Origin of the sequence: Methylomusa anaerophila, assembly GCF_003966895.1 — a bacterium.
GTDB classification, from domain to species: domain Bacteria; phylum Bacillota; class Negativicutes; order Sporomusales; family Sporomusaceae; genus Methylomusa; species Methylomusa anaerophila.
Genome location: NZ_AP018449.1, coordinates 3,058,861 through 3,074,944, shown reverse-complemented (window position 1 = coordinate 3,074,944; position 16,084 = coordinate 3,058,861). Strand labels below are relative to the sequence as shown.

The following is a 16,084-nucleotide window of genomic DNA, read 5'->3' as shown; positions in this document are numbered from 1 at the left end:
GGGCAATGGCACAGTCTTATACCCTTTTCCTTTTCCTAATAGCCAGCACAACGGGAACACTTATCAGCACCGCAATAATCGCCTCCGGTAAACCGTTAACTAATGCAATCCCGTAGATTACTTTGGCAGCTGCATCAAATCCAATCCCCCGGGCGGCGGCGAATTCAGCGGCATATAAAAGATAAATCATTGTCAGAACGCCAAATGTGTTGGTTAATGATCCTATGGCTGCGCCCAGACCGATGCGAAAACCTTCATGCTTTCCCCAAGCATACTTATAAGTATAATAAGCAGTGATACCGATAAGCATGCGCGGCAGTACAGACACTAGCGGATTAATAAAGGCGAAAGATAAAATATTGGGGGCAGTGAGGCTCTGTACAATGCTAAACAGGCCAAAGATTAAGCCAATCATGACCCCTACAGCCGGACCTTCCAGAATAGCGCCGATTATTACCGGGATATGCATTATGGTGGCCTTAGCAGTGGGCAATGGAATGAATCCGTAACCGGACAGCCCTAAAATGATAGAAACTGCCGACAGCATGCCGATGATAGCGATTTGCCTGCTGCCAAACTTGCTGCCGGTTCTTAATGCCGCCGTTTTTTCCATGGTCGTCCCCTCCGTTCTTATTCCCGCATGGGATATAAGCCGATTATTTAGAGTAAGACCGGAAATTCCGCCAGTTCAGTTTCTGCCGAATACCGACTTTAGTAGCAGTCCAGTTTACTCCGCTCCTATGGTATCACATTTTCTGCCAAAAAGAAATGGAGTTGAAAAACTTTAAATTAATAAAAAATCAACTAAGACTTTGATTTTTTTTCAACTTGCGGTTCCTGAGGCTTTAATTCTGTTTTCAATATTTCCCATATTTGCGGCATTTCAAAGTCTTTCCGCCAGGAAGCCGCCCCGGCAAGCCCGTACTTGCTTACAAGACCGGCTTTTAAACTGACGGACCTTTCTTCTTCCAGCCAAATACGGTACAACTTGTCGTCTTTACTGTACTCGGTATAATAGAGGCCCTTATCATCCAGCCATGTCATAGGTGCGTTCATCTCTTTCACCCGTTTTTCGGCCTGCTCCATTGACAAAGTCCTGGCTTTTACCTTAATTCTGCTGTATTCCGTGGTTTCTTCCCACTCCCGGGTGTAAAACGGGATGCCGAGCAGCAATTTTTCTTTGGGAACATAGTTTAATGTGGCGGCGACGCCTTTTTCCACCCAGTCCAAGGAAGCTACCGGCCCGCTTACCGGGCTTGTCCGCCAGTGCTCATCGTACGTCATTACCATAACATAATCCACAATACTCCCCAGTTTTTCCCGGTCATAACAGCGGGACCAGTCGGATGTATTAGAAGGAACAGTTACATCTAAAGAAACGGTTACATTTTGTTTCTTTAATGCCTTGGTCAGATCCTGAACAAAAGCCGATAAGCTATCTTTGTCATCATCGTAAATATTCTCAAAGTCAATATTGATTCCGTCCAAATTATACAAACTAGAGTAGAAAATCATCTGCTTAATAATATTCTCTTTCGCCTTATCGTTTGCCAGAATTTCCTTGGTCAATTCCTTGTCGAAGCTGTTGGTAATAAGCGCCCAAACTTGATAATTCTTGGCATGAGCTTCCTCCACGTACTTTAGATCAGCTTTGTTGGCAACCAATCCGTCTTCATCCACAATGGCAAACCAGGTAGGGGACAGGACATCCAGCCCTTCAATGTGTTTCTCCTCGGCAAGGTTGCGGGAATTATCGGAAATATAATCCCAGACTAAGTTTATTTTACCGGGAATGGCTTTAGATACTCTTGGTTTGTTAAGCTGAACATCCAGCGAAGTTGTTTGGAGGCCAACCGTCAACGCGGGTAAATTGTTAACCGAATAATAGTGATAACTGATGTCAAATAACGGTTCCAGACTATGTAGATTAATATAGGGTTTACCGCCAATTGTTCTTACCGGAAAATTAAGCCGGATTCCCGAGCGTACTAAGTTGGTCAATTCTTCGTTTTCCAGCCGAAAATCAGGCCGGGAAAAATCAATAAGTATTCTGCCGGCTGCAGTATCGAGGTTTACTTTATCCCGGCCAAATTTGCCGATTGCTTCGGCGGCGACCCATACCTTGTGATTGTCTACGTAGGCCACTGTATTTGTCTCTATCTGCCGGCCGTCTACATAAATAGCTAACGAACTTTTCTGCAGCGCTGCCTCCGCTTTAACTGTAACCAAAAGCAGGATAATAGCCATGGCAAGAAATAGATATTTAGGCATACTCAAAACATGTCCCCTCTCCCTCAAGACTTCTTCACGCTATTGATTCGCGGCCATATAAATTATTCCTGTCAACTTCTTGTAAAGTTAGGATAAAATCCGTTACATTCTTCCTGCCCCATTATACGCCAAATTTTTCAATATAATTCCGATCTCCCGAATCACCGAGTCGGGGGATACAGACCGCATGCAGGCCACATCCTGCCGGGGACATTTACGTTTATTGCACGGAGAGCATTCCGTGCTTGCCCGGAGAACAACGTGAGGGCCTGTAAACGGACCATACACCGCCGGGTCGGTAGCGCCGAAAATGCTGACTGTCGGCACATTTAACGCAACTGCCATATGTAACGGTCCGGTATCGCCTGTCAGCAGTATGGTTGACCGTGACAGGAGGGCCGCCATCTGAAGCAAGTTGGTCCTGCCGACAGCATCAATTAAAGGTACTTCTACCTGGCGTATAATTTCATCAGCCAGCTTCCGGTCGCTTGGTCCGCCGCATAATAGCACCTGAGCCTGCTCACCAAGCCTGTTGATAACAGACACAAAGTGTTCTGCAGGCCAGTTTTTCGCCGGCCAGGTAGTTGACGGATTAATAGTTATTAGGCATTTGTTCTTTTTTACGCCGTTAAATTGGAGAAATTCTTCAGCAAAACTAACCGCTTCAGCGGATAAAAACAAATTCATTTGGGCGTCAGTTGTATGAATACCTAAAGGTTTTAAAACACTTAAGTAGCGAAGTATGAAATGCCGGGAGTCCGCCGTACCAGTTGCTGTTTCACTCATAAACAGGTAATTCATTTCCCTGGCGCCGCTCATGCCGATACGCCGCCGGACACCGCTGGCTGCTGCGATCATACCTGTCAGGAACAAACCATGAATATCAAGAACCGCGTCAAAATTCTTGCCCCGCAAATCAACCTGAAGTTGTCGCCATAATCGCCAGGCTTCGCCAAAATCTCCGGAACGCAGAGCCTTCTCCCATCGTTCTCTGGGCCAGACATATACATCATCAATGAAAGGATTGTAAAACAGCAATTCCGCCGGCACTTCTCCCACCAGCCAGGTAATATGGCATGCCGGTAATGCTGTTTTCAGCGCCCTGGCAACGGGAGTGGAATGCAATACATCGCCGATTGAGCTTAAGCGAATAATTAGAAATCTCATATGTTTTTCCATAATTAATTTGCCTCATATCTGATAATTATTTAGTTAATTTAGTTGTCAGTTGTCAGTTGTTAGTTGTTAGTTGTTTAAACTGTATTTATTTTCCCCCTGGCCAGTTTGACCATTCGTCTTCCAAGTCAACAGGCCCGCCAAATATCGTCAAATATAATTTTTGTGTGGAAATTAGTAATTCGGTACATTAACGGTCTTTCCCTGCCGGTTAATAGTCCCGAATCTCGTGAATGCCCAATATTGACAACTCTCCCGTCTACTGCTATATTTACATTAATATATCGGGAGGCTAAAGGAAATGTCAGTCGTTGACACATTGCAAGAACGGGGTTTTATCCAGCAATTAACCCATGAAGAAGAAATCAAGGAGCTTCTGGCAAAAGAGAAAATTACATTTTACGTCGGTTTTGACCCAACCGCTGACAGTTTGCATGTCGGACACTTTTTGGCCATGATGTCCATGGCTCACATGCAGCGCGCGGGGCATCGCCCTATCTGTCTCATCGGCGGCGGCACCGCCATGGTCGGTGATCCCAGCGGCAAGAGCGATATGCGCAAAATGCTGACAGAGGACGATATCCGTCATAACGGCGAACGCTTCAAAAAACAGTTGCAGCGCTTTATTGATTTCTCCGATGGTAAAGCCATAATGGCTAACAATGCTGAGTGGCTAATGGAACTTAACTATGTGCAATTTCTAAGGGAAATTGGGGTCCACTTTTCCGTTAACCGGATGCTTACTGCCGAATGCTTCAAGCAGCGTTTGGAAAGGGGCCTGTCTTTCCTCGAATTTAACTATATGCTGATGCAAGCTTACGACTTTTTAGAACTCCACCGTCGCTACAATTGCGCAATGCAACTAGGCGGCGATGACCAATGGTCCAACATTCTGCAAGGCGTAGACCTTATCCGCCGTAAGGAAAGCAACCCGGCTTACGGCCTGACCTTTACTCTTTTAACTACCAGTGACGGCAGGAAAATGGGCAAAACGGAAAAAGGCGCCGTATGGCTTGATGCGGAAAAAACCTCGCCCTACGATTTTTATCAATATTGGCGCAACATTGATGACGCCGATGTGGAAAAATGCCTCGCCCTGTTAACCTTCCTGCCCATGGATGAGGTAAGACGTTTGGGATCGCTTACCGACAAAGAGGTCAATATCGCTAAAAAAATTCTGGCTTTTGAAGTCACCAAGCTCATTCACGGCGAAGAGGCAGCCTTTAAGTCTCAACAGGCCGCCGAGGCCTTATTTGGCGGCGCCGGCGCCCTGGATAACGCGCCTACCGTCACAATTGAGCCGGCTTTAATTAGCACCAAGCTTCTTGACGTTCTTGCCTTTACCGGTATCGTCACTTCAAAAAGTGAAGGACGCCGCCTGATTATTCAGGGCGGTCTTTATATCGGCAACAATAAAATTACCGACACCGAAACCCTTCTAAGTCCAGATATGTTTGAAGATAATGGCCTCTTGGTGAGAAAAGGTAAAAAGAATTACCACCGTATCGTTATTCAATCCTAAAACAAATACCCGCCTCCTCTGAAGCGGGTGTTATTTTTTCAACAAACCCCACAAAATGAAAATTTTAGAATTCCTTAATTGTATAGATTGGCAAATTTTGTTATACTTACTTTGTCAATTTCGAGTTCTTTAATTCTTTGAATTATTTGACCGAAACTTAATTATGCAACTATTGCTTAAAATCGTAATGGCTGGATAGCAGGGATGATTACATAGCAAAACTAATATTGGTTAAGCTAGTATCGTATTTCATGGAACTTTATCTAAGCGGCAAAATATCCTAAGTAAGGAGGAATTCACATGGAAGAAAGACTTAATGCAGTTACCCATGGGACAGGAACCATTTTAGCTATAGCCGGGCTTATTGCGCTTACTGTAAAGGCTTATCAGAGTGGCAGCATTTGGCATCTGCTAAGTTTTAGTGTATATGGTGCCTCCTTGGTTCTGTTATTTCTCGCTTCGACACTTTATCATAGTGCTGTAAACGAAAAATTAAAGTATATCTTCAAAGTGTTTGATCATGCGGCAATTTACTTATTGATTGCAGGTACGTACACTCCCTTTACCCTTATAGTCCTTCATGGAAATTTAGGGTGGACTATCTTCGGCGCTGTTTGGGCGTTGGCTTGCATCGGCATAGTTTTTCAGCTCTTTTTCGCCAGACGGTTTAAGCTTCTTTCCACCATTTGTTACCTTATTTTGGGATGGTTTATGGTTATCGCCATAAAACCGCTCGTAGCCGCCTTACCTACAGCCGGCCTGGTATGGGTAATTGCCGGCGGAATTTTATACACGGTAGGAACTATATTTTACCTTGCCCGCCGAATTCCCTACAGTCATGCAATATGGCATCTGTTTGTTCTTGCCGGTAGCGCTTCCTTCTTTATAACTGTGTTGTGTTATGTTCTACCTATCCGAGTCATTTAAAAGCGTAGATATCAGCATTAAGTGGGGAACTGCTTATAAACCGCCATCTGCGGCGCCGCACCATCTGCGTTGCTGTTATCTGCGACAAATTAACCCGCGTTGATAACACTAACGAAATCAGAATCGTGCTTCTGCGGTCCTCACTCCAGCGTACAACCAGTACGCTTCCGTTCCGGTCCTCGCACAAACTATTATGCATAGCTAACGAAATCAGAATCGTCGTCGCGCCTAGTCGGTCTGACTATGATAGTCGATCTGTAATTAGCAAATTTCATTGCAATAAGTATTTTTCATATGCAACGGTATCTGACGATTTCTAAGCAGTTCGTGGCTTTTGATAAACTGAGTAAATACAAGAAGCGTTTTTTTAGGGCTGTCTCGGTATGGAGCGAGACAGCCCTAAATGTTGCTGTGATTTACTTCAATAGTTTTAGTGCTTTTTCTTCTGTGGGTATCCTAATACGTAGCAATAGAAATGCGTTGGCGAGGGTGGCGAACAGGGCGGTTATGACTGCTTCGAATATCATTGGCACACTGATAAGTTCGATGGCCACAGCCAGATAATTGGGGTGTTTAAGGTATCGGTACGGGCCATGCCGGATATTTTTACCGTTGGGAATGACGAGAATGCGGGTGTTCCAATGTGTTCCCAAGCTTGTTATACACCAGTATCGTAGACCTTGGGCTAACAGATAGGCCCCGAACCAGAGGTACCAGAGTTCGGATAATCTTCCCCGTATATGGCCTTCTACGATCCAGCCCAATAGCCAGCCGCTATGTAATAAAAAAAAAAGAGGGTAATGTTTAGCGCCATATTCCTTTGCTCCCGCTGCCAAAGCCAACATCTGGTTTCGTCTGGCTATAACAAGTTCGATCAGGCGCTCAAGCATGATGAAAACAGCCAGTATCCATATACCCTCGCTTACCATTTAAATAACACCTGCTCGGCGCTGAATCCTGGGCCTAAAGTTAACATAACTCCATATTCGCCTGTGGGCTTGGTCTCTGTCATAAATTTATCCAGTACAAACAGCACCGATGAACTGGACATGTTGCCGTAATTGGCTAATATGTCATAAGCATGTTTTAACTTATCGTCCGGAATATCCAGACTCTCACTGTATGCCTGCAGAACCTTGGCGCCTCCCGGGTGCACCACATAATGACCGATAGAGCCGGGATCAATCCCCCACTCTTTTTTAGCTTTGGCCAACAATTCCGGTAATTTCTTGCGCACAATATTGGGAATATCACGGGAAAAACGCACTTTCAGCCCCGATTCGACCAAATCCCAGCCCATAACATCTTCGGTATCCGGAAATAATGTACTATAGCTATTGTAAAGTACCGGACCATTTCCATCAGGGCCAACGATTGCTGCCGCCGCGCCGTCAGCAAAAATGCTGGTGCCGATGAGATTTGCCTTCGAATAGTCATGACGCTGGAAGGTCAGACTGCAAAGTTCTACAGTTACCAGTAAGACCAATTTGCCTTGCAAACTGCCGGCAAGCTGAGCCGCACGGGCCAAGCCCGCTACTCCGCCGGCACAGCCTAGTCCCCAAATCGGCAACCTGTGGGTGTGAGGGGCAAGCCCTAATTTCTGAACCAATTTGGAATCTAACGTTGGGGTAGTAATACCTGTCGATGATACAAAAATAACCATGCCAATGTCTTCCGGACTCACACCGGCTTTGTCCATCGCCTGCCTTGAAGCCTTCTCCGTCAAATCAAGGGCGGTATTTTCGAATATTTTATTAGATTCGGCGAAAGAATGCTGCTCGGCGTACCACTCAATCGGCTGAACCAAATGCCGGCTTTTGATTGCGGCATTCTCAAACACAGGCAATAACCGTTCAAGGTGCTCAATGGACCGGAATAATAACGATACTGCCTTTTTGATATCTTGCTGACCAAGGGCGTATGGCGGTACAGCCGTTCCTACTGCTCTCACCTGCGGTTGATTCATGATAAGCACCACCCATCCACTGGATTCAATAGCTGTAAAACTGCCCAAGTTAGAAAAGGTTTAAGTAACAGCGATTATTGCAGCATATTTTGCACGGTTGGCTGAGGGTGCCGTGCAATATTCATATTTGGCGCTTCCCGGTGACTTGCGGCGTAACGAAGGCCGGCGAACTGGGCCAAATCCCTGTCTACTGTAACCAGGTCCTCTCGGTTCAATTCTTTAAGGGCGTTTTTGCCGACAGCTTGGACGGCAAGCTGCATTTCGACAATGCAGGAAGTCAGGAATTTAGCCAAATGACCGGCCGCTTTATTAATATCCAGTTTGTCTGTCATTCTACCGGTGTAGAGAGCCAGCTGCGACGGCGGCGCCTGAGGCAGAACTTTGACCACTTGGGTATGCATGGCAGCCATCAAAGCGATTGAACCAATATAGACGGCATCCGCACCGAGGGCTAACGCTTTCAGGAAATGCCCCGGCGTAGTCATCCCTCCGGCCACTATTACATTGAAATGATCTCTTAGATTGTTATTGGTTAGCCAGTCAACTGTTCTGACCAAAGTGTGGAAAGTGGGCAGACCCACATTGTCCTGAAGTGTAGGATTGGCGGCTGCAGTACCGCCCTCCGAGCCGTCAACAACAATATAATCGGCCTGAGTCTGAGCAATCACAGCCAATTCGTATTCGATATAATCGCTGCCGGCGATTTTAACACCAACCGGAACATCATACTGGGATTTCATATTATTGACCATTTTGATATAATCCTGAGTACTGCTCTTTCCTGGCATGCGGGCATAAACAGTGGCATCCTGTCCCTTATCGAGATGCCAAGCTTTTCGCAAATGGTCCCCGATGTGTTCCCCCCGTATCGGTTCATCTACGGCGCCGCCCCAGGCTCCCTGGCCCAGTTGAATTTCAATAGCGTCAAGGCGGCTTAATTGCTCTTGACCACTCAGTTGCCCACCACGGTGATACTGGCCGATAAGCAAGTTGGCTGAATCACGCTCCTCGTCGGTAACTGCCGATTCGCCGGTATTGGTTGCAGTACCGGCTGTTGACGCCCCTTTGGCCAAGGCCATCTTCATCGGCAAGCTTAGTGATCCTCCATACGACATGCCTGTAATCATTATCGGCATCTCCAGCTTTAACGGTCTTTTAGCCTTTGGCCCGATAATAGTCTCAGTATTTACTTTCGTATAATCCAGGGAAGGCAGCTTAAACAATTGCCTGGGGTTCAATAATATTTTATCCCAGGGTGATAATACGATAGGGCTTCCCAGTGGCCGCGAAAGTTCTTTACCCGCCTCCGCCCGCATGGCAGCTTCTATCAAAGCCCGTGGGGATAACTTTTCCACAACTGTCGCCATGAGAAAAGGATTGTCGGGGTAGTCTTCCGTCAGTAGTTTCACTGTTGTTTCATCCATCGCCGGGTCCATTAACTTCATCATCATCCAATTCAGCAGCATCTTAAAGCACCTCCGCTATTTATTCTTTATTCTGCTACCTTTTGCGAATATTATGAGTACAATAAAAAACACTGCTGTTTATCCATTTACCATCGTATGTAAACAGCAGTGTTCGTATTTTATAGAATTTCTACCCGTGTTTAATTACCTCAGCGTCAGCCAGAAAAATTAAACCCTGCTTGACCATAGCGGAGATAGCCGGCAGCACTGCCTGGATCTTCTCTTCCGTATCCACTGCTTCAATAATCATCGGCAAATCGGCGGATAAGTCCAGAATACCCACCTTTTTGATTATACTGGCAGCGCCATACGCCTCGACGCCCCTACTGACAGTTGCTCCGGCAATACCTGCTTCCCTTAATTTTAAAACCAACGCATGATACAGACTCTTGCCGGCAAAACTTTGCATTTCGCCGACATAAATTTTTAACAATTTGTATTTACCAGGCTGTAAAATCATACCCTGCCCCCTCCTTTATGCTAACCGCCAAATATAGAGTAGCCTGCACCGCAGGCCAGCAACCCTAATATGGTACTGCCGGCAACGTAGCTAAAAAAGTAACGCCATTCACCGTCTTCAAGTAAACGGATAGCTTCGTAGCCAAATGTGGAAAAAGTTGTATAAGCGCCTATGAAGCCGATTTGTAACCCATAGCGTTCCAAAACAGTCTGCGCTAAAGGCAACGCTGCGGTATGGGCTGTGGACATTCCCAGCAGAAAGGCTCCCGTTAGGTTTATCATATAAGTTCCTATCGGAAATGACAGCGAGGAGTGCTTGGCAACAACCAAGCCAATGGTGTATCTTGCTATTGCCCCGCAAACACCGCCTATTCCGATTAACAACAACTCCATCATTATCCCCTCCGCTTTTCTAGAACCAGCTCATCCGCCTCACTTAATTCCTGCTTAGCCCTGATTTTTGCAAAGCCCCGGGTAACGATAAACCCGAGGGAGGACATTGCTATCCCCAAAAATACGCTAGCAAAAATATACATCGCTGTATACCAGATATGACCGTTTTGCCATAAAAGAATGCTTTCCATGGTAAAAGTAGAAAAGGTAGTAAACGCACCCAGAAAACCGGTGGAGAAACCTAACCGCAGATACGGATTGACAACAAGCAGTTCAACTGTCACCGTCAAAAACAGCGCCAATACAAAACACCCAAGTAAATTTATTACCAGCGTTCCCCAGGGAAAGCCTGTGTCGCGGACAAAGGGAGCAAACCACTGTCCCATACCGTAGCGGCTTAAAGCTCCCAAACAACCGCCAGTGGCAACCGCTAAAAATCTCATTCCACTTTCACCCTTCCTGCTCCAAGGCGAATTCGCCCAGTGTTTTATGTCCGCCCACACAAATATGGGATTAAACAATAAACCTAAAAAATGGACTCCTACCATACAAATGGTAGGAGTCATCACCGCCAAAGCGGGGTTATGGCGAACTCCATCGCCCTACTTTTTATTTACTTTATTATTATATAGGTAAATAAACCGAGCGTCAAGCGCTATCTGGAATATGTGCTATCTGGAATAGATAGTTCTTAATAACGGCTGTCAATTCGCTGTTAATTCTTTGCTGCGATCTATACAGGTAAAAACGAAAATGGGTAAAAAAAAAGAAGTATGAGGTAAGGAGAAATGTAGCCAGGGTCACAATAAAGAGGTAAAAAGGCAAAACTATTGACTAATTAAATACTGGGCAATCCGGGATTACCGGTATTATAACGACCGTGTCTGGGCCGTGGGGAGTGTGGGACTTTTCCAGGGAGTTCCCACCGGTAGCACTGTGCGCCCGTACATTGTATTTAGCAGTCCAGCTGCAGAGATATATAAAGCATTAAGTGCGGTGTAAATTCCGAGATAGCCGGCGTATACCGCCAGCGACTGGGAAGACAAAAGTGCAGACAAGAATAAAAGGGCAAAGACAATCAACAATGTACCAATTGCCAGTATTAAAGCTGTGTTGGTGACGAGAGTGGCTATAAAAACATAAGCGGTAAAAATCGTCCAGGCCAGATAGAACCACTGGAGAATAATCGGGTCAGGCGCCCACCACTTCAATGCCACGCCCAATTGCAAAATTCCGAAAGAAAACCAAAACAATCCGTAAAGATTGAAGGCCAAGGCAGAAAACAATTCCCCTTTGATGTAGCCAAACGTACCGGCAGAGAAGTGGACAAGCGCCACGGCTAAGGTCAGAGGAACAATAACTCCCAGGGGGACTGTTCCTCCAATGCCTGCAACTACGAATGCCAAAACAAATAATCCTATTCCAAATGATGCCAGGCCTATAGTTGAGGGATCAGCGATTTTAGAGATATCTTCGGACAAAATTAAGCACCTCCTAAAATTGAACTATTAACATTCAGTTCATTTGAGTCGGTCGGCTACTCCTTTCTCCAATTACCTCATACTCTAATTTCCACAATATACCTTTTTTGCTATTTAGTCAATAATTTTTTTAAAATTCGCAACATTGAATTTGAGCAATAAGGGGTGCGCTGATACTGTTAGCAAAATTCTTCAACCGACTATTGCTATAATGTATGCCGAAAGATAACAATTTAGTATAGTTTGCTTAAATTAACGTACGGTGTACTGGCGTACTATTGTTTAAAAATAATATTTATTTAACTAAAAATTAACCTGAGCTGCCTTGTTTGGTATGGCAATCATCTATAGAATAAGTGTAAAATAGTAGCCGACACTTGATGGAGGTGCTCCATGGAAAAAGCTGATTTTTTAATGTTTACGGTTATCAATAGTACCCCGTTTCGCAGCAAAAAGCTTGATGTTTTTATGTTCGCCCTAAGTCAACTTGGTGAAGGATGGGTTATATTTTTACTTATGACCGCCGTCCATTATGGCTTTGGTATAACTGGCTTATGGTACGCACAATCTGTTGCTTCCATTTTGGCTGCCGGTGTAGTCTGCCAAATTATCAAAAAATATTTTCCCAAATCAAGACCGGCATGTGTATTGCCCAACGTGAATGTGGTAGGCAAACGGCTTACCCACGGTTCTTTCCCGTCCGGCCATACGGCAACGGCCTTCGGTCTAGCAGTGATCTTCAGTTATCACTGGGGAGGATTAACCCATTTATTTTTCATTTTAGCCGGGTTAATAGGGCTAACACGAGTATATATCGGCGCGCATTTTCCTTTCGATGTATTGTGGGGTGCTGTTGCGGGACTTAGCGTTACGAGTGTCATCTTGGCTTTTTTACTTGCCGCTCCCGGTTTAGGCATTCACAATCCATTGACCATTGTGTTTAGCTTGATAGTGACTATTGCTTTTGCCCTGCCGTTATTTGGCGGTTATACTTTTGCGAAAATGTATGACCGGCTGAAGGGAAAAGTATTACGAGTCAAAGAAGCTGTAAACCGGTTGAGAAAAACTGTGTAGAAACCAAATCGAGCTTACTTGCAAAAAGCATACACAATAAAACTGCCGCCCGAAAATAATGAAGATAATTCGGACGGCAGTTAGCAGTTTAGCGGTTGGTTCTGCTAGTCTTGTGCAGGCCGGGGTTGCTGGTCATATAATTTTTCTTGCTTGTTATCCGGATCCTTAGCTGAAGTGTCTTTTGAGTTTTTTACTTTTTTTGCTCTAGCTTGTTGCCGGCTATAAAATTGATCAAGAGTTCTACCACCCATAACATCGCCCCCTGATTTATAAGACGCCCCCTTATGGCCTCCTAAGTTTCTCAACTTACAGCATATATTGTGTGCAAAATCCAGGAATAGATACCACTGCGCTATCTGTTTTTTTTGTTTTACAAAATCAGCAACAGCTATTGCCCTTGTTATTTAGGCCCCCTGCCTCACTTTCATAAGGCAGGGGGCCTAAATTCGCGCTCTCCAACAGGCAAGGTATAGGCGAATTCCGGGTTGTTCGAACAAAAGAAATTCATCCTCATATAATAAATTCACAGTATTATTAAGGAGTGAATAGCTTGGCTTTAAAACCGGATTTTGAAAACGTATTGACAGTGTTTGTTTACTTAAACCTGCCGGTATTGATGAATCCAGGTAATGCTATAAATATTGTTGTTTCCGCTGTCCCTATTCCTACTCCTCCCACTACTGCTACCGGCACGATTCAGACGCTTGTTATCTCGCCGGACCTTTTACTTGCGCTTCAAACAGCCAGCCTAAATAGTTTTACAGATTTAGGATTACCAAAGGATATTGAAGAAATAGCGAAAAATTTTTTCGCTCTCCTTTCCCCGGTAATTTCTGTTACCGCTACATCTACTGTTGTAAGCAGTGCGGCGACCACTCAATGACCTGTTCACAGTACACGGGGAAACCGCCGGTGCAAAATAGTTCATGCTTATCAGTTGGCGGCACAGATTCCTCCTGGCGAAGCCCATACGGACCATTCACGAAACAAGGTTACGATTTTTTTAGAAAAATACCAATTAAAGGTATTCTTTCGATATCCCGCCTATTTAAACCGCCGGTAGCAAGCAAAATGCCCCCATAGACAACTCCGCCGCCCAAAATCGCCAGCGCCATAGCAAAAAGTTCATTTCCCGTTACCAGCAATAGCCAGTTATAGCTTAGATATATCACTGCCCCCATAACAACTGCAGCCACAGCATATTTCAATGTTTCGCCGATATCTATATGAAACCCGGTAAAACGGTAAACGAAATATAGGTTCAGGACTGCTGCCAGGCCAATATCCGCCAATGTCGCCCATGCTGCCCCCTGTATGCCAAATGCGGGTATAGCCGTAAGAGTCCAGTTTAGAAACACCTTAGCGACAGCAGACACTCCCATATTAATGACCGGAATTGTGGTGCGCCCCAATCCCTGCAGTACGCCTGTCGTGACCTGGTGAATCCCCAGAAGAAATACTCCTATTGCCAGAACCTTAGTAATATCTGCCGCCCGTGGTGCATGATACACCACGCTTAATATCGGCTCGGCCAGTATCCACAGAAGTACGCTAAAAGGTACGGCAGTAAGATTGGCAAGCCTCATAGCTCCGGCCGTCCGTTGTAAAATCTGCTGTTTTTCACCCAGCGAATAAGCCTTTGATATTGCCGGTACTAAACTGGTAGCCAAAGAAGCGGTAAGGATAGTGGCCAGATTAACCAACGGTACGGCCATACCGGTTAAGTAGCCAAATAATTCCGTCGCCTGTTCCACCGAATAACCCGCATCTTCAAGTCTTACCGGTACGACAAGCAAATCAAGATTCGCGACTAAAGGCAGCATAATACCGCTGAGAGAAATGGGGATAGATAGTTTTGTTATCCGGCGGATTATGCTGATGCTTGATTCCTCGTAACGGGACTCGTAACGGGACTCACCCTGGCTAAACTGCTCGTGCTTAGTATTTATTTTCAACCGCCAATAATAGTAAACCAACACTGCTAAGGCCGCTAAGGCTCCCACCCCCGCCCCCAGACTTGCTCCGCCGGCAGCGTATTCCAACCCTCTCGGCAATAAAGCGGCGGCGAAAATAAGCATTGTTGCCACGCGAAACAATTGCTCAATGATTTGCGAAATAGCCGTAGGAGTCATCGTCTGCCAGCCCTGAAGATAGCCGCGAAAACTTGAAAGTATGGTTACGAGGAATATCGCCGGCGAAAGGGCAATTAAAGAGTAATATGCCCGGGCATCCCGGATTATCCGGTGATCGATCAGCCAGCCGGCGCCGAAAAACAATAGTAAACTCAAGGCCATGCCAGTAAAAGTTAGCAGAATTAGCGACAACCGGAAAACGCCATTAGCCCCTCGATAGTCCTGTAAAGCGATCTTTTCTGCCGTAATAATGGAAATAGCAACCGGAATGCCTGCTGACGATATGCTCAGGGCCAACAGGTATAGGGGAAAGGCCATCTGATAAATTCCAATACCCTCGCCGCCCAATACCCGGGATAGAATAATCCAATTTAGAGACCCGATGACTTTGACGACCAAACCCGCAACCGTCAAAATAAACGTTCCTTTTAAAAAAAGATTAGCCGCGTTAGGGGATTTTTTTTCCGTCATAATTTCAATCCTTACCTGGTCTAATTAGGATTGGCTGCTCCCGTCACCACCAGCAAACCATCCCACAAATTCTTTTCCTCTTCGTATCTGCTTGGCTACTATTATATCTTGTCCATTCCAAGCCAATGTCCTGCAATCCAATGACTATCATTCTTATATTTTATCATATAAACCAGCCCCTGAACTTACTCTCGCCGTCATAAGAAAAAACAAAAAGTCCGCCGTTATTCCGATGAGCTACGGAAGCGGCGGATCTTTTAATACTTACTCTTCCACATTACCTGATATTGATTATTGGAGTTGGATGGGTTTCGTTCAATCTCAAGCGACCTATCACTGGCCTTGTCCAATTTTACTTCAACCGCTTTATTCCCTACCGTCACGCCTGGTATAATTTCAACACCCTTTTTTTCATCCTTTTTTATCGAATAATTATAATCGGCAAGATTAGGTGGTTCGGCATCCATAGTAAATACCTTATCGACTGCAACATGTTGAGAAGGCGTTGATGTTTCCTTTGAGACTTGGGTTCCGGAAGCAGGCTCGGCCTCTTTCGACTCCGAAAGACTATCTTTCGGCTCCGGCAGACTATTCGCTGCCTTGTTGGCAGGAGGGGAAGAAATTATTACCGGCACAGGTTCCGGACCGATTGCTGCGGAAGATTGAAAGTAATATTGCGTTATGGCCCAGCCTGTCAAAACCACCAGACCCGAAATAACAAGCAAAATAACAGACGTTTTTTTCAT

General features: G+C 45.3%; 17 protein-coding genes and 1 riboswitch. Of the genes, 4 read left to right on the top strand and 13 right to left on the bottom strand.

The features are described from left to right. Positions 1-16 precede the first annotated feature (16 nt). From MAMMFC1_RS13825 to MAMMFC1_RS13815, 3 genes are all read right to left on the bottom strand, one after another. A complete protein-coding gene (locus tag MAMMFC1_RS13825) occupies positions 17-613 on the bottom strand; it encodes an ECF transporter S component (RefSeq protein WP_126309063.1) in 597 nt (198 codons plus the stop codon). A 191-nt stretch (positions 614-804) separates the two neighbouring features. Then, the gene (locus tag MAMMFC1_RS13820; RefSeq protein WP_126309062.1) at positions 805-2,271 is read right to left on the bottom strand and encodes a glycosyl hydrolase family 18 protein; all 1,467 of its coding nucleotides are present in this window, start codon (positions 2,269-2,271) and stop codon (positions 805-807) included. Between the two features lie 102 nt (positions 2,272-2,373). Further along, complete coding sequence (locus tag MAMMFC1_RS13815) at positions 2,374-3,450, bottom strand: glycosyltransferase family 9 protein (protein ID WP_126309061.1); 1,077 nt, start codon at positions 3,448-3,450, stop codon at positions 2,374-2,376. Positions 3,451-3,748: 298 nt separating this feature from the next. On the opposite strand from MAMMFC1_RS13815, the gene tyrS reads away from it, so the two are divergent. After that, on the top strand, positions 3,749-4,969 hold the full coding sequence (gene tyrS, locus MAMMFC1_RS13810; RefSeq protein ID WP_126309060.1) for a tyrosine--tRNA ligase: 1,221 nt from the start codon (positions 3,749-3,751) through the stop codon (positions 4,967-4,969). Positions 4,970-5,269: 300 nt separating this feature from the next. Next, entirely contained in the window at positions 5,270-5,896 is a 627-nt protein-coding gene (trhA, locus tag MAMMFC1_RS13805) for a PAQR family membrane homeostasis protein TrhA (protein WP_126309059.1), read from the top strand. Positions 5,897-6,312: 416 nt separating this feature from the next. Here the strand turns inward: trhA and MAMMFC1_RS13800 are convergent, their stop codons facing one another. The 7 genes from MAMMFC1_RS13800 to MAMMFC1_RS13770 form a co-directional block, all read right to left on the bottom strand. Next, positions 6,313-6,825 (bottom strand): isoprenylcysteine carboxyl methyltransferase family protein, encoded by a 513-nt coding sequence (locus tag MAMMFC1_RS13800; protein WP_126309058.1) that lies wholly within the window; start codon positions 6,823-6,825, stop codon positions 6,313-6,315. Next, positions 6,819-7,862, bottom strand: coding sequence for a type III polyketide synthase (locus MAMMFC1_RS13795; protein WP_126309057.1), 1,044 nt, complete (start codon positions 7,860-7,862; stop codon positions 6,819-6,821). The genes MAMMFC1_RS13800 and MAMMFC1_RS13795 overlap by 7 nt, the downstream gene beginning before the upstream one ends. 74 nt (positions 7,863-7,936) lie before the next feature. Further along, positions 7,937-9,328: an FMN-binding glutamate synthase family protein gene (locus MAMMFC1_RS13790; protein ID WP_126309056.1), complete on the bottom strand. Its 1,392-nt coding sequence runs from the start codon at positions 9,326-9,328 to the stop codon at positions 7,937-7,939. Between the two features lie 130 nt (positions 9,329-9,458). Then, positions 9,459-9,788 carry a DUF190 domain-containing protein gene (locus MAMMFC1_RS13785; protein ID WP_126309055.1) on the bottom strand — a complete coding sequence of 110 codons (330 nt, stop codon included), beginning with the start codon at positions 9,786-9,788 and terminating at the stop codon, positions 9,459-9,461. A gap of 20 nt (positions 9,789-9,808) precedes the next feature. Beyond that, positions 9,809-10,180, bottom strand: coding sequence for a fluoride efflux transporter CrcB (gene crcB / locus MAMMFC1_RS13780; protein ID WP_232035460.1), 372 nt, complete (start codon positions 10,178-10,180; stop codon positions 9,809-9,811). Between the two features lie 2 nt (positions 10,181-10,182). Further along, entirely contained in the window at positions 10,183-10,623 is a 441-nt protein-coding gene (gene crcB / locus MAMMFC1_RS13775; RefSeq protein WP_158618779.1) for a fluoride efflux transporter CrcB, read from the bottom strand. A gap of 106 nt (positions 10,624-10,729) precedes the next feature. Then, positions 10,730-10,791, bottom strand: a riboswitch (Fluoride riboswitch). A gap of 258 nt (positions 10,792-11,049) precedes the next feature. Next, positions 11,050-11,661: an acetate uptake transporter gene (locus MAMMFC1_RS13770; protein ID WP_158618778.1), complete on the bottom strand. Its 612-nt coding sequence runs from the start codon at positions 11,659-11,661 to the stop codon at positions 11,050-11,052. A 393-nt stretch (positions 11,662-12,054) separates the two neighbouring features. Between MAMMFC1_RS13770 and MAMMFC1_RS13765 the strand changes: the two genes are divergently transcribed. Continuing rightward, positions 12,055-12,735 carry a phosphatase PAP2 family protein gene (locus MAMMFC1_RS13765; protein ID WP_126309051.1) on the top strand — a complete coding sequence of 227 codons (681 nt, stop codon included), beginning with the start codon at positions 12,055-12,057 and terminating at the stop codon, positions 12,733-12,735. 104 nt (positions 12,736-12,839) lie between these two features. On the opposite strand, the gene MAMMFC1_RS21540 is transcribed toward MAMMFC1_RS13765, so the two are convergent. Then, entirely contained in the window at positions 12,840-12,986 is a 147-nt protein-coding gene (locus MAMMFC1_RS21540) for a hypothetical protein (protein WP_158618777.1), read from the bottom strand. Positions 12,987-13,285: 299 nt separating this feature from the next. Between MAMMFC1_RS21540 and MAMMFC1_RS13760 the strand changes: the two genes are divergently transcribed. After that, a complete protein-coding gene (locus MAMMFC1_RS13760) occupies positions 13,286-13,618 on the top strand; it encodes a hypothetical protein (RefSeq protein WP_126309050.1) in 333 nt (110 codons plus the stop codon). Between the two features lie 109 nt (positions 13,619-13,727). Here MAMMFC1_RS13760 and MAMMFC1_RS13755 read toward each other — a convergent pair whose 3' ends face one another. After that, positions 13,728-15,338, bottom strand: a complete 1,611-nt coding sequence (locus tag MAMMFC1_RS13755) for a putative polysaccharide biosynthesis protein (RefSeq protein WP_126309049.1) — start codon at positions 15,336-15,338, stop codon at positions 13,728-13,730. A 257-nt stretch (positions 15,339-15,595) separates the two neighbouring features. Beyond that, on the bottom strand, positions 15,596-16,084 hold the full coding sequence (locus tag MAMMFC1_RS13750; protein ID WP_126309048.1) for a hypothetical protein: 489 nt from the start codon (positions 16,082-16,084) through the stop codon (positions 15,596-15,598).